Raw genomic sequence first — 13,347 nt, forward strand, 5'->3', positions numbered from 1 at the left:
CGGTCACTCCCAGCTCGCCGGCTCGCCACGGTCGTCGGCGACCCGGAGCCCGCCGATAACCGTGCTGACCTCCGCGTCCGTGGGCGACCGCTCCCAGCGGTTCTCGTGCCCCATGGACAGCAGGGTGTTCGGAATGCCGAGCACGTGCCAGAAGTCGCCCATGTCGAACACCGGCCTGCCGGCGATCCTACGATTGGCCTTGGCCCGGTCGGGCGAGGATGGGCGGGGTAAGTAGGTGAGCCGCACCGGCAAGGTGGCGGCGCCCTGGAGAGCGACAGTCAACGCCGCTTCGGTGTGGTCCGAAGCCGCAACGGCCATCTGGGTCGGCGTCGTCATTCCCCCCACGTTCACGATGCGGGGCCAGGACAGTTGCCGCACCGCCACCTCGCACGCGCTGATCCGGGCACCCGGGGGCAGAGCGGTCAGTTGGATCGGCGCGACACAGCGGCGGGCTTCGTCGAACCGGAGCGCCGCCGCCGCCCGGCGGACCTCGGCGCCGGTCTCCCCGAGAGCCGCGACCCGGACGTACAGGCCCGGGACGGGCTGCCAGCGCAGCACCCAACCCTTCGTGACCCTGTCGAGCTGACGGATCACCCCGTTGTACCTCGATGCGGCGTCGAGGCCCTGGCCGGGCGAGGCAAGGTCCTTGTCGCTGGTGACGGCGCCCGCTTTGTCGGGGCCGATGTCACGAAGCTGGCTCGGATCACCGATCTCGGCGGTCCGTGGGTCCGCGGCAACGATCACCATCGCCTGCACGCCGTCACCCAGGTCCAGTCGCATGCTCTCGACCTGGGCCGCGGAGCGCCAGGCGACCGGCTTCGCCGCTGTCGGATCGACCCCGAAGTGCAGCAACCGTGGGTCCGTGCCGATCAGGGCGGGGCGCTCCGCTGCCCCCGGAACCCCCGGTGCCCGAGGCGGTGTGACCACTACCGGGCTGGGCGTGACGGCCGGCTGCGGCGGCGCGGCCGACGGCGTACGCACTGCCACACCGGCCCCGAGCAGCACCGCGACACCGAGGGCTGCCCCGATGACGGCACGTCGCCGCCGCCGACGGGCCCGTCCCCCGTTCACCGCTGCCGTCAGCAGGCTGTTGGTGTCCACGGGCCCGTCGGCCTGCTCCCGGAGTGCCCTGGCGATCCGCTCGTCGAGGTCGGTCACGGCCGGCTCCCGTTCGTCGTGGGAACGCCGTGGCGCTCCCGCAGCTGGCTGAGCGCCCGCATCGCGTGGGTGCGGACGGTGACCGGGGAACAGCCGAGAATCTGGGCGATCGTCGGGTCGGCGAGGTCCTCGTAGTAGCGCAACACGAGCACCGCGCGCTGCCGGTCGGGCAGGCCGAGGATCAGCCGCCACATCTCGTCCCGGTCGGCCGCATCGCCGCCCAGGTCCCCGCGCCCCGGCCGGTCGGCGAACTCGGCAGTGGCCAACTCCCTGCTGGATCGGCGGCGCCACCAGGAGGTGTTGGCGTTGACCAACATCCGGCGCACGTAGACGTCCGGGTGGTCGGCGCGGGCGATTTTCCGCCAGTGCACGTAGGCGCGCGCCAACACGTCCTGGGTGAGGTCCTCGGCGCGGTGTTCGTCACCGGTCAGCAGCCGGGCCAGCCGGACGAGCGCCGGCCCGCGCGTGCTGACGTATTCCTCGAAGGTCACACCACTCAGACGCCGTCACCGGCGCCCACTGTTGACACCGGTCAGCGGTGCGAGTGGTCGCGGAAGCCGCGGCGGGTCTTGCGGCCCAGGTAGCCGGCGGTGACCAGGTGCTCCAGCAGCGGCGCGGGCGCGAAGCCCGGCTCGCGCAGTTCCAGGTACAGCTCGCGCTGGATGGCCAGGGAGACGTCCAGCCCGACCACGTCGAGCAGCTCGAACGGGCCCATCGGGTAGCCGCAGCCCAACTTCATGGCGTGGTCGATGTCGTCGGCCGTCGAGTAGCTGGCCTCCAGCATCTTCACCGCGTCGTTCAGGTACGGGAAGAGGAGCGCGTTGACGATGAAGCCGGACCGGTCGCCGCAGACCACACCGGTCTTGCCTAGTGCGGCGCAGACGGCGCGGGCGGTGGCGGTGGCCTCCGGGGAGGTGCGGATGGTGCGGACGACCTCGACCAGCGGCATGACCGGGGCCGGGTTGAAGAAGTGCAGCCCCACCACGTCGGCCGGCCGCTGGGTGGCCATCGCCACGTCGATCACCGGCAGCGACGAGGTGGTGGTGGCCAGCACCACGCCCGGCTTGCAGATCTCGTCGAGGCTGGCGAAGAGTGCCTTCTTGACGCTCAACTCCTCGACGACCGCCTCGACCACCAGGTCGACGTCGGCGAGATGGTCGAGCGTGGCGGACCAGCTGATCCGGCCCAGGGCGGCGTCCCGGTCGGCCTCGGCGAGCTTGCCGCGCACCACGCCCTTGTTCAGCGAGGTCTTCACCGCCTCGCAGACCTTCGCGGACTTCTCCATGCCACGGGTCACCGAGACGACCTCGTAGCCGGCCTTCGCGAAGACCTCGATGATCCCGGTGGCCATCGTTCCGGAGCCGACCACGCCGACCTTCGCGATGGCGCGCGCGCCGTCGGCGAGCGCGCCGTCCGTGGCCAGCGGCGTCGCCTCATCCGGTACGACCACCGGGGAGCCGGGCCGTTCGTAGGTGTAGAAGCCCCGGCCCGACTTCCGGCCGAGCAGCCCTGCCGTCACCATCTGCTTGAGCAGCGGCACCGGGGCGTGGCGGCGGTCCCGCCCGCCGCGCCGGTACATGGTGTCCAGGATCTCGTACGCGGTGTCCAGGCCGATCAGGTCCATCAACGCCAGCGGGCCCATCGGCAGGCCGCAGCCGAGCTTCATGGCGGCGTCGATGTCCTCCCGGGTCGCGTAGTGCGACTCGAACATGCCGACCGCGTGGTTGAGGTAGCCGAAGAGCAGCGCGTTGGCGATGAAGCCGGCCCGGTCGTTGATGGTGACGTCGACCTTGCCGAGCCGGGCGCAGAGCGCCTCCACGTCGGCGACCACCTCGGGTGCGGTGACGACAGTGCGGACCACCTCGACCAGCTTCATGACCGGGGCCGGGTTGAAGAAGTGGATGCCGATCACCTGGTTGGGTCGGCTGGTGGCGACGGAGATCTCGGTGACGCTCAACGACGAGGTGTTGGTGGCGAGGATCGTCTCCGGGCGGCAGACCCGGTCCAGTTCCGCGAAGATCCGCTGCTTGAGGTCCAGGTGCTCGGGCACCGCCTCGATGACCAGGTCGACGGAGTGCAGCGCCTCCAGCCCGACCGCGAAGTGCACCCGCTCGTGCAGGGCGTCGCGGTCCGCCTCGGCGAGCTTGCCCTTGGCGACAGCCCGGTCGGTGGAGCCCTTCAGGGTGGCCCGACCGCGCTCCAGCGCCGGCGCGGAGATTTCCACTGCCACCACGTCGATGCCGTTGCGGGCGAAGACCTCGACGATGCCGGCACCCATGGTGCCCAGCCCCACCACACCCACGGTGCTGAACTCGCGCGCCACGACCGGCCTCCCCAGAGACTCCGCACGGCCACTGAACGGCCGCTAAGGTTATGCGCGCGAGTCTGCCACGTGACGGTGAGTTGTCGAGACGCCGTGGCATATTTCACCCACGGCCCAGCAGCGCCGCTACCCGGCCGACACGCTGGTCAGGGCCAACAACTCCGCGACGAACTCCGCCGGGCGCTCCAGGTGCGGGCTGTGCCCGCAACCGGGCAACACCACCTCGTGGTACGCGCCGCCGGCCGCCGCGTACCGGTCGAGCACCGCCCGGGTCTGGCCGACCATCGGCTGCGGTGGGCAGGCGTCAGCGCCGGGCCAGCCGGGCACGAGATCCAGCGAACCCAGGTACGCCAGGTCGAAGAGCGAGGTGTCCGAGACGATGACGTCGGCGTCTCCGCGTACCCAGGTGACCGGCGGTTTCTCGGCGACGGCCACCAGCTCGTCAGCGAGCCGGAACCAGGTGGGCGCGAGCGCGTTGAGCACCCCGCGCTCCCCCGGAGCGGTGCCCGGCCAGTTCTCCGACGGCACCGCCGTGCCCGGGTAGTTGTCGTCACCGGTGGCGGTGGAGAGCACGGTGTCCAGCAGCAGTTCCTCGTCCTCGACCAGAGAGGCGGGATCGGCCACATAGGTGGCTCGCAGCACGGCGCGCGGGCTGGCCGGCGCGTCCGAGCTCCGGTCACCGGCCGCGAGGCGGGCGACGAAGTCCGGGTTCGCCGTGCCGGCGCCGGTGCCGGCGAAGTCGGGGGTGGTCGGCGTGCCGGTCAGGTCACGGGTGCCACCGAAGCCGTACGGGGAGACCGGTGCGGCGAGCAGCAGCGCCCCCACGCGCTGCGGATGGTCGACCAGCAGGCGCATCGCCACCCCGCCGCCGAGGGAGTGCCCGACCACCACCGGGCGCGCGTCGGCGTCGAAGAGCGTCGGGTCGTCCAGCAGGGCCGCCACGTCGTCGGCGAAGTCCCGCAGGCCCCGGGTGGCGTCCACCGGGGCGGTCGCGGAGTCGCCGTATCCCCGCAGGTCGGGGGCGACCACCCGCAGCGTCGGTGGCAGACGGCGGACCAGCGGCTCCCAGAACAGCGCGGACGAGCAGTTGCCGTGGATCAGCAGCACGGGTATGCCGTCCGGCGGGCCGGCCACCCGTACCGCCTGAGTGATGCCGTTCGCCGTCACGGTCCGCTGCTCGGTCTCCATCCGCGGCATGGTGCCACGGGTGTCCCCACCGGTCCAGGTGTCGGGCCGCCACCCAACGGAGCTACCCGGTGTGGCAGGCCGCCAGATCAGCGACGCGAGCCGGGTGGCGCGGCCAGCGGCAGCGGCAGCGTCGGTCGGACGTCGCGCCGGGACGAGCCGAAGCTGAGCCCCACCGGGTCGGTGAGCGCCACCCCGGGGTCGAACAGGCGCAGTTCGGTGCGGCCCAGCCGGATCACGTCGCCGTCGGAGAGTCGTTCCACCTCACTGATCCGCCGGTCGTTGAGCCAGGTGCCGTTCGTGGAACCCAGGTCCCGCAGGGACGGGCCCTCCGGTGCCAGCCACACCTCGGCGTGGCGACGGCTCAGGTGTGGGTCGTTGATGACCACCTGACCTGTCGGCGCTCGGCCGATCACCTGTATCTCGGCTCGCATACGAAAGCTCGCGCCGCGCATCGGTCCACCCGCGACCGTCAACAGCGGCATCAGTTCCGGATGTTCCTCCATGGACAGTCAGCCCTCCACCCCACACCGTCACTCCGCGCGTCAGCTTGCCATCAGACGGTAGTCGTCAATACCGACCGGCCGGTCAGCCTCTCGTCACCTCCCGGCCACCTGCCGTTCGACGATTCGGGCGGGCCCCATCCGTCATCAACGCCCTGACCTGCACTGATCAACGATCGGCCGGGCTGATGCGACGCCGGCCCCCCGGCCCCGAATCGGGGACCCTACCGGTGAGTAATCCTCGGGTCTAGACTTCCGCCATGACGGCAGTGCATATCCCGGGCGTTCCGGTCATCGACGCGGGTCAGTTGGTTTCCACCAGCCCGGCGACCGGCGCTGAGGCCGGGCGCCTCCCGGTCGCCACCGACGCCGACGTGCGGCAGGCCGTCGACCGCGCCCGTGCCGCCGGCGACTGGTGGGCGGGTCTCGGCTTCACCGGCCGCCGCCAGCGGATGCTGCGGTGGCGTGCCCTGCTCGCCAAGCGCATCGAGCAGTTGGCCGAGTTGGTGCACGTCGAGGGCGGGAAGCCGACCGCCGACGCCATCGTCGAGATCGTCACCGCGATCGAGCACATCGACTGGGCCGCCCGCAACGCCGGCCGTGTGCTCGGTCCACGTCGGGTGCGGTCCCGGCTCATCCTCGCCGAGTTCTCCGGGCACCTCGAATACCAGCCGCACGGGGTGGTCGGCGTGATCGGGCCGTGGAACTATCCGGTCTTCACGCCGATCGGCTCCGCCGCGTACGCCCTCGCCGCCGGCAACGCCGTCGTGCTCAAGCCGAGCGAGTACACGCCCGCCGTCGGCCAGTGGCTGGTGGACAGCTTCGCCGAGGTGGTGCCCGAGCAGCCGGTGTTCACCGCAGTGCACGGGCTGGGCGACGTGGGTGCGGCACTGTGCCGCTCCGGCGTCAACAAGCTGGCGTTCACCGGCTCCACCGCCACCGCCCGAAAGGTGATGGCCGCCTGCGCCGAGACGCTGACCCCGGTGCTCATCGAGGGCGGCGGCAAGGACGCCATGATCGTGGACAGCGACGCCGACCTGGACGCGGCCGCCGAGGCGTGCGTCTGGGGCGGCATGACCAACGCCGGCCAGACCTGCATCGGCATCGAGCGGGTGTACGCGGTCGACGCCGTCTTCGACGCCTTCGTCGACAAGGTGGTGACCCGCGCCGGTCGGCTGACGGTCGGGCCGGAGGGCACCGACATCGGCCCGATCACCATGCCCAGGCAGATCGACGTGATCCGCCGGCACATCGACGCCGCGATCACGTCCGGCGGGCGCGCCGTACTCGGCGGCCCGAGCGCCGTACAGCCGCCGTACGTCCACCCCACAGTGCTGGTGGACGTACCGGAGGAGTCGGCCGCCGTCCGCGAGGAGACCTTCGGTCCCACGCTGACCATCAGCCGGGTCCGCGACGCCGACGAGGCCGTCACCCGCGCCAACGCCCTGTCGTACGGCCTCGGGGGTTCGGTCTTCGGCCGGCGGCGTGCGGTGGCCACCGCCCGGCGACTGCGCTCCGGGATGGCGTCGATCAACTCCACGCTGACCTTCGCCGGCATGTCCACCCTGCCGTTCGGCGGTGTGGGTGACTCCGGCTTCGGGCGGATCCACGGGGAGGACGGCCTGCGTGAGTTCGGTCGGGCCAAGGCGATCACCCGACGTCGTGCCCGGTCACTGCTGCCGTCGATGACCTTCGAGCGCACCCCGGCCGACGTGGCCCGACTCGTCAAGGCCATCAAGGTCATGTACGGAAGGTAAGTGTCGGATAACCGATCATCAACAAGGATCGGTGTATCCACATGTTTATACACCGTGGTCACGGCGGTACATTGCGTTAAATGGGCCCCAATCGATTGCGCTACCGCCTTGTCGACAGTGACCAGTCGTGGAGCGCCCGACGGCGTCGGCACCGCTCGGACTGGCTGGCGCGCACCTTTCCCGACATCGGCGACATGCACGTGGTCGACCTCGGTGGTCGGCTCGGCACCTGGCACCGCGCCACCGTCCGACCGGCCCGGGTGACAGTCGTCAACCTGGAGCAGCCGCCCGCCGTCGTCCCGGAATGGGCCCACGTCGAGCAGGCCGACGCCTGCGACCTGCCCCCGCACCTCACCAAGGGCAGCTACGACCTGGTCTTCTCGAACTCGGTGCTGGAGCATGTGGGCGGGCACGAACGCCGGATCCGCTTCGCCGCCGCCGCCCGCTCACTGGCCGACCGGCACTGGGTGCAGACGCCCTACCGCTACTTCCCCATCGAGCCACACTGGATCGCGCCCGGCATGCAGTTCCTGCCGGTACGACTGCGCACCGCGTTCGCCCGACGTTGGCCGTTGGGGCACAAGCCGACGCGCAGCCACGACGCCGCCATCCACCAGGTGCTCTGGACCGAGTTGTTGGACCGCTCGCAGATGCGCCACTACTTCCCGGACTCGACAATGCTGGTGGAGCGGGTGTTCGGTCTGCCGAAGTCACTGATCGCGGTGCGCAACGGGTAGGACGCCCTCAGAAGAGGGTCAGCTCGTCCTTCACGATGCCGCGCAGCTTGTCGTAGTCCACGACCACACACCGGATGCCCCGGTCGGTGGCGAGCACCCGGGCCTGCGGCTTGATCTCCTGGGCGGCGAAGACCCCGACGACGGGGCTGAGCAGCGGGTCACGGTTCATCAGTTCGAGATAACGGGTCAACTGCTCCACCCCGTCGATGTCGCCACGCCGTTTGACCTCGACGGCGACCGAGCCCGAGTTGGCATCCCGGCACAGCAGGTCGACCGGGCCGATGGCCGTCATGTACTCGCGGCGGACCAGCGTGAACCCCTCACCAAGGGCACCCGGGTTGGCGGCCAGCAACTCCTGCAGGTGCGCCTCCACCCCGTCCTTGCGCAGGCCCGGATCCACACCCAGCTCGTACGAGGTGTCCTGGAAGATCTCCTCCAGGGTGATCCGCAGCTCCTCGCCAGCCTTGTTGACGACCCGCCACACACCGGGGGCCTCCTCCAACCGACACGGCGGGCTCATCCAGTTCAACGGCTTGTACGCACGGTCGTCGGCATGAATGGACACCGACCCGTCCGCCTTCACCATCAGCAACCGGGTGGCCAGCGGCAGGTGAGCCGAGAGCCGTCCGACATAGTCCACCGAGCACTTCGCAATGACCAACCGCACCCGACGAGGGTAGCCGAGCACCCCCCGGTCGCCAGCGAGCGGCACTGGCGCGTCGATGCGATGCTGAGACCGTGTTCGAAGTCCTCACCGGCACCGGTCTCGCCGCCTCGGCGGGGCTGAACGCCTACATACCCCTGCTCATCCTCGGTCTACTCGGCCGTTACACCGACCTGATCGACCTGCCCAGCGGCTGGACCTGGCTCGGCAACGGCTGGGTCATCGCCATCATGGCCGTGCTTCTCGCCGTGGAGATGGTCGCGGACAAGGTGCCAGTGGTCGACCACATCAACGACGTGGTGCAGACCGTGGTCCGACCCACCGCCGGTGGCCTGGCCTTCGGCGCCGGCTCCTCGTCGGAGACGGTGACGGTCAGCGACCCGGGGAGCTTCTTCTCCTCCCACCAGTGGGTGCCGGTCGTCACCGGCGTACTGCTGGCGTTGGGCGTGCACCTGCTCAAGTCCGCGGCCCGCCCGGTGATCAACGCGACCACCGCCGGGATCGGCGCCCCGGTCGCCAGCACCGCCGAGGACGCCACCAGCGTGGTGGTCTCCCTGGTGGCGATCATCCTGCCGGTGCTGGTGCTCGTCGTCCTGGTCGGCCTGGTGTTCTTCACCTTCTGGTTCTTCCGTCGTCGATCCGAACGACGCCGCGAACGAGAGGCCGCCCGCGCCGCCGGCTTCCGCGTCTGACGCGGCGGATCGGCGGCCCGCCATACCTCGGCTTCGGGGGTCGACAAAAGCCTAGGATCGGGGCAAGAACCTAGAGGAGGTCGGCATGACCGCAGCGTTGGAGATGCCCCGAGTCCAGGAATGTGTGGTCGCCGCGTGCGCGTACAACCAGTCGGGTGACTGCCACGCCTTCGCGATCACCATCGGCAGCATGGATCACGCCCACTGCCACACCTTCGTCGAGTCGCCCGTCCGTGGCGGCGTGGAGAGCCTGATCGCGCAGGTGGGCGCCTGCCAGCGCGCCGACTGCCGGCACAACGAGCAGCTGGAGTGCCACGCGGCGTCGATCAGGGTCGGCCCGGACAACGACATGGCCGACTGCATGACCTACTCCGGCCGCTGACCCACGCCGGCCGACCACCCACGCCGGGCGCTGACCCATGTCGGCCGGCGACCGGCCGGGACAGCGTGCGATCAGGGCAGGTCGTTGGCGTGACGGATGACCGTCACCAGGTCGTCGATGATGCCGGTGAGGGCGAAGTCCTTCGGGGTGAAGACCCGGGCGACCCCGGCCGCCCGGAGGGTGTCCGCGTCACTGGCCGGGATGATGCCGCCCACCACCACCGGCAGGTCCGGCCGGCCGGCGGCGCGTAGCCCGTCGAGCACCGCGGGCACGGCGGCCAGGTGCGACCCGGAGAGCACGGAGAGCCCGACCAGGTCGACGTCCTCCTCGACGGCGGCGGCGACGATCTGCCCTGCGGTCAACCGGATGCCCTGGTAGACGACCTCGAAGCCAGCGTCGCGGGCGCGTACCGCGATCTGCTCCGCGCCGTTGGAGTGCCCGTCCAGGCCCGGCTTGCCGACCAGCAGCCGCAGCCGGCCGCTGCCCAGCTCCCGCGCGGTGGCGGTGACCCGCTCGCGGACCGCCACGAGGCCCGGCTCCCCACCGCCGCCGGTGGCGCCGGCCAGGCCGGTCGGCGCCCGGTACTCGCCGAAGACCTGGCGCAGCGCGCCGGCCCACTCGCCGGTGGTCACTCCGGCCCGCACGCACTCCACTGTGGCCGGCATCAGGTTGGTGGTGGTCGCGGCATCCGCGCGCAGCCGGGCCAGCGCCGCGTCGACGACCGTCGCGTCCCGGTCGGCCCGCCACCGGCGTACGCCGTCCACGGCGGCCGCCTCGACCGCGGGATCGACCTGCTCGACGGCGTCCGCGCCGGCGGCGGTCAGCGGGGAGGGTTCGGTCTCGGTGTACCGGTTGACCCCGACCACCACGTCGGCACCGGACTCCATCCGCCGACGGCGCTCGGCCAGCGACGCGACCAACGCGCTCTTGAGGTAGCCGGTCTCCACGGCGGCAACGACGCCGCCCAGCTCCAGCACCTTGTCCAGCTCGACCCGCGCCCCGGCGACGACCTCGTCGACCAGCGCGGTCATCACGTGCGAGCCGGCGAAGAGGTCGGGATATTCGAGCAGATCCGACTCGTACGCCAGGACCTGCTGCATCCGCAGCGACCACTGCTGGTCCCACGGGCGGGGCAGGCCGAGCGCCTCGTTCCAGGCGGGCAGTTGGACAGCGCGGGCCCGGGCGTCGCGGGACATCGTCACGCCGAGCATCTCCAGCACGATGCGCTGGATGTTGTTCTCCGGCTGCGCCTCGGTGAGGCCGAGCGAGTTGACCTGCACCCCGTAGCGGAACCGCCGTTGTCTGGCGTCGGTGACCCCGTACCGGTCCCGGGTGATCTCGTCCCAGAGCACGCCGAACGCGCGCATCTTGGCGATCTCCTCGACGAAGCGCACCCCGGCGTTGACGAAGAACGAGATCCGCTGGACCACGTCACCCATCCGCTCGGCCGGCACCTGGCCGGAGTCCCGGACCGCGTCGAGCACGGCGACCGCGGTGGCCAGCGCGAAGCCGACCTCCTGCACGGGCGTGGCGCCGGCCTCCTGGAGGTGGTACGAGCAGATGTTGACCGGGTTCCACCGGGGCATCTCGCGCAGCGTGTACGCCACCACGTCGGCGGTGAGCCGCAGCGACGCCGCCGGCGGAAAGATGTAGGTACCCCGGGACAGGTACTCCTTGATGATGTCGTTCTGGGTGGTGCCGGCGCAGCGGGCCAGGTCGGCGCCCTGCTCCAGCCCGACGGTGCCGTAGAGGGCGAGCAGCCACATCGCCGGGGCGTTGATGGTCATCGAGGTGTTCGTGTCGGCGAGCGGGAGACAGTCGAAGAGCGCCCGCATGTCGCCGAGGTGAGCCACCGGCACGCCGACCCGCCCGACCTCGCCGGAGGCGAGTTCGTGGTCCGGGTCGTACCCGGTCTGGGTGGGCAGGTCGAAGGCGACCGACAGGCCGGTCTGCCCCTTCGCCAGATTGCGGCGGAAGAGGGCGTTGGTCGCAGCGGCCGACGAGTGGCCGGCGTAGGTGCGCATCACCCACGGGCGGTCCCGCTCGGGCAGTCGCCCCGGGAATGCCGTCTCATCCATGGCCGGAGTCTAAGTTACCGTTCAGTAAAAGGAGCTGTGGAAAACCACACAGGTCCATGTCGGGGACGTCCGGGTGTCACGTACGCGCAGTGGCGCGGACCACCACACCCCGGGCAACAGGCCTTGTGGCCAGGGCGCACACTTGACGCCATGGATGACGAGCTGGCCATCTCCGTTCGGGGGCTGCGCAAGGCGTACGGCGACAACGTGGCGGTGGCGGGCGTGGATCTGGACGTCCACCGCGGCGAGGTGTTCGCGTTGCTCGGCCCGAACGGCGCCGGCAAGACCACCACGGTGGAGATCCTGGAGGGTTACCGCCGCCGGGACGCCGGCGAGGTCTCCGTGCTCGGCACGGACCCCGCCCACCCGGACGCTGACTGGCGGTCCCGGGTCGGCATCGTGCTCCAGGGCACCGGCGAGTTCGACGAGCTGACCGTGGCCGAGGTGATCCGGCACTTCTCCGGCTTCTACCCCGACGCGGACGACCCGGACAAGGTGATCGAGCGGGTCGGGCTGGCCGACAAGGCGAAGGCCCGGACGCACACCCTCTCCGGCGGGCAGAAGCGCCGCCTGGACGTGGCCCTGGGCATCATCGGCCGTCCCGAGCTGCTCTTCCTCGACGAGCCGACCACCGGTTTCGACCCGGAGGCCCGCCGTGAGTTCTGGGAGCTGATCCGCGATCTCGCCGCGGCCGGCACCACCATCGTGCTCACCACCCACTACCTGGACGAGGCCGAGGCCCTCGCCGACCGGGTCGGCGTGATCGCCGGCGGCCGGCTGGTCGAGGTCGCCGCGCCCAATCGGCTGGGCAATCGGCAGGAGGCCCTCGCGACGGTCTCCTGGCGTACCCCGGAAGGGACGCTGGAAAGCGCGCAGAGCGCGACGCCGACGGCCTTCGTGGCCGACCTCGCCGCGCGCTACGGCGGCGAGGTCCCCGGGCTCACGGTGACCCGGCCGACCCTGGAGGACGTCTACCTCACCATGATCGGACACGCGCGATGACGACCACGACGAAGCCGGCGACGCCGGTCACCGCGACCCGCGGCCGGCGGCCGGGTGCCGGCGCGCTCGCCCTGCGCCAGGGCCGACTGGAGATCACCCAGTTCCTGCGCAGCCGGGAGTCGGTGGTCTTCACGATGGGCTTCCCCATCATCATGATCCTGATCTTCGCGTCGATCTTCGACGGCACGATCGGCGGCGGGGTCAAGTTCACCCAGTACTTCATCACCGGCATGATCGCGACCGGCCTGATGACGGTGAGCTTCCAGAACCTCGGCATCTGGATCCCGATCGAACGGGACCGGGGCGTGCTCAAGCGCTACCGGGGCACTCCGATGCCGAAGTGGGTCTGGTTCGCCGGCAAAGTGATCATGGTGGTGGCGATCGGGATCGCCGAGACGGTCCTGCTGCTGGCCGTCGCGGTGGCGCTGTTCGACCTCGACCTGCCGGGCACCGCCGCGAAGTGGTTCACCTTCGGCTGGGTCGCCGTGCTCGGAGTGACCGCGTGCACCCTGTGCGGCATCGCGATCTCGTCGCTGGCCCGCACCGCCCGCAGCGGCTCGGCGGTGGTCACCCCGGTGGCCCTGGTGCTCCAGTTCATCTCCGGGGTGTTCTTCGTCTTCACCGACCTGCCCACCTGGATGCAGCAGGTGGCGGCGCTGTTCCCGCTCAAGTGGATGTGCCAGGGGCTGCGGTCGGTGTTCCTGCCGGAGAGCTTCGGCGCCCAGGAGCCGGGCGGCTCGTTCGAGCTGGGCCGGGTGGCGGTGGTGCTGGCCCTGTGGTGCGTGATCGGTGTGGTGCTCTGCCTGACCACCTTCCGCTGGACCACCAAGCGCGACGGCTGACCCCTTTCCGGGGCCCCCGATCCG

General features: G+C 70.9%; 13 protein-coding genes. 6 read left to right on the forward strand and 7 right to left on the reverse strand.

All coding sequences use genetic code 11. The features are described 5' to 3' along the window. Window positions 1–3: 3 nt before the first annotated feature. The 5 genes from GUI43_RS03820 to GUI43_RS03840 form a co-directional block, all read right to left on the reverse strand. Entirely contained in the window at window positions 4–1,158 is a 1,155-nt protein-coding gene (locus tag GUI43_RS03820) for a hypothetical protein (RefSeq protein WP_112601159.1), read from the reverse strand. After that, window positions 1,155–1,649, reverse strand: a complete 495-nt coding sequence (locus tag GUI43_RS03825; protein WP_112697991.1) for a SigE family RNA polymerase sigma factor — start codon at window positions 1,647–1,649, stop codon at window positions 1,155–1,157. Before GUI43_RS03825 ends, GUI43_RS03820 begins: the two co-directional genes overlap by 4 nt. 41 nt (window positions 1,650–1,690) lie before the next feature. Continuing rightward, on the reverse strand, window positions 1,691–3,481 hold the full coding sequence (locus GUI43_RS03830; RefSeq protein ID WP_112697992.1) for a 3-hydroxyacyl-CoA dehydrogenase family protein: 1,791 nt from the start codon (window positions 3,479–3,481) through the stop codon (window positions 1,691–1,693). A gap of 126 nt (window positions 3,482–3,607) precedes the next feature. Next, entirely contained in the window at window positions 3,608–4,678 is a 1,071-nt protein-coding gene (locus GUI43_RS03835; protein ID WP_373861177.1) for an alpha/beta hydrolase, read from the reverse strand. Window positions 4,679–4,755: 77 nt separating this feature from the next. Further along, window positions 4,756–5,172 carry an FHA domain-containing protein gene (locus GUI43_RS03840; protein ID WP_112584036.1) on the reverse strand — a complete coding sequence of 139 codons (417 nt, stop codon included), beginning with the start codon at window positions 5,170–5,172 and terminating at the stop codon, window positions 4,756–4,758. A 257-nt stretch (window positions 5,173–5,429) separates the two neighbouring features. Between GUI43_RS03840 and GUI43_RS03845 the strand changes: the two genes are divergently transcribed. Next, window positions 5,430–6,926 (forward strand): aldehyde dehydrogenase family protein, encoded by a 1,497-nt coding sequence (locus tag GUI43_RS03845; RefSeq protein WP_112601156.1) that lies wholly within the window; start codon window positions 5,430–5,432, stop codon window positions 6,924–6,926. A gap of 80 nt (window positions 6,927–7,006) precedes the next feature. Further along, window positions 7,007–7,663 (forward strand): methyltransferase domain-containing protein, encoded by a 657-nt coding sequence (locus GUI43_RS03850; protein ID WP_112584034.1) that lies wholly within the window; start codon window positions 7,007–7,009, stop codon window positions 7,661–7,663. Between the two features lie 7 nt (window positions 7,664–7,670). On the opposite strand, the gene nucS is transcribed toward GUI43_RS03850, so the two are convergent. Next, the gene (nucS, locus tag GUI43_RS03855) at window positions 7,671–8,330 is read right to left on the reverse strand and encodes an endonuclease NucS (protein ID WP_112584054.1); all 660 of its coding nucleotides are present in this window, start codon (window positions 8,328–8,330) and stop codon (window positions 7,671–7,673) included. Window positions 8,331–8,401: 71 nt separating this feature from the next. On the opposite strand from nucS, the gene GUI43_RS03860 reads away from it, so the two are divergent. Next, window positions 8,402–9,019 carry a DUF4126 domain-containing protein gene (locus GUI43_RS03860; RefSeq protein ID WP_112584033.1) on the forward strand — a complete coding sequence of 206 codons (618 nt, stop codon included), beginning with the start codon at window positions 8,402–8,404 and terminating at the stop codon, window positions 9,017–9,019. A gap of 85 nt (window positions 9,020–9,104) precedes the next feature. Then, entirely contained in the window at window positions 9,105–9,401 is a 297-nt protein-coding gene (locus GUI43_RS03865; RefSeq protein WP_112584032.1) for a DUF1540 domain-containing protein, read from the forward strand. Window positions 9,402–9,472: 71 nt separating this feature from the next. Here the strand turns inward: GUI43_RS03865 and GUI43_RS03870 are convergent, their stop codons facing one another. Then, a complete protein-coding gene (locus tag GUI43_RS03870) occupies window positions 9,473–11,479 on the reverse strand; it encodes an ethylmalonyl-CoA mutase (protein ID WP_112697994.1) in 2,007 nt (668 codons plus the stop codon). 150 nt (window positions 11,480–11,629) lie between these two features. Here GUI43_RS03870 and GUI43_RS03875 point away from each other — a divergent pair, with 150 nt between their 5' ends. Continuing rightward, the gene (locus GUI43_RS03875) at window positions 11,630–12,481 is read left to right on the forward strand and encodes an ABC transporter ATP-binding protein (protein WP_112697995.1); all 852 of its coding nucleotides are present in this window, start codon (window positions 11,630–11,632) and stop codon (window positions 12,479–12,481) included. Beyond that, window positions 12,478–13,323 carry an ABC transporter permease gene (locus GUI43_RS03880; protein WP_112584029.1) on the forward strand — a complete coding sequence of 282 codons (846 nt, stop codon included), beginning with the start codon at window positions 12,478–12,480 and terminating at the stop codon, window positions 13,321–13,323. The genes GUI43_RS03875 and GUI43_RS03880 overlap by 4 nt, the downstream gene beginning before the upstream one ends. The last annotated feature ends 24 nt before the right edge of the window (window positions 13,324–13,347 follow it).

Source organism: Micromonospora noduli (genome assembly GCF_003264365.1).
Lineage (GTDB): Bacteria > Actinomycetota > Actinomycetes > Mycobacteriales > Micromonosporaceae > Micromonospora > Micromonospora noduli.

Excerpts from the sequence above, each read along its gene's own strand:
- GUI43_RS03835 (WP_373861177.1), bottom strand. The coding sequence starts at position 4,678 with ATGCCGCGGATGGAGACCGAGCAGCGGACCGTGACGGCGAACGGCATC.
- GUI43_RS03840 (WP_112584036.1), bottom strand. The coding sequence starts at position 5,172 with ATGGAGGAACATCCGGAACTGATGCCGCTGTTGACGGTCGCGGGTGGA.
- GUI43_RS03845 (WP_112601156.1), top strand. The coding sequence starts at position 5,430 with ATGACGGCAGTGCATATCCCGGGCGTTCCGGTCATCGACGCGGGTCAG.
- GUI43_RS03850 (WP_112584034.1), top strand. The coding sequence starts at position 7,007 with ATGGGCCCCAATCGATTGCGCTACCGCCTTGTCGACAGTGACCAGTCG.
- GUI43_RS03865 (WP_112584032.1), top strand. The coding sequence starts at position 9,105 with ATGACCGCAGCGTTGGAGATGCCCCGAGTCCAGGAATGTGTGGTCGCC.
- GUI43_RS03870 (WP_112697994.1), bottom strand. The coding sequence starts at position 11,479 with ATGGATGAGACGGCATTCCCGGGGCGACTGCCCGAGCGGGACCGCCCG.
- GUI43_RS03875 (WP_112697995.1), top strand. The coding sequence starts at position 11,630 with ATGGATGACGAGCTGGCCATCTCCGTTCGGGGGCTGCGCAAGGCGTAC.
- GUI43_RS03880 (WP_112584029.1), top strand. The coding sequence starts at position 12,478 with ATGACGACCACGACGAAGCCGGCGACGCCGGTCACCGCGACCCGCGGC.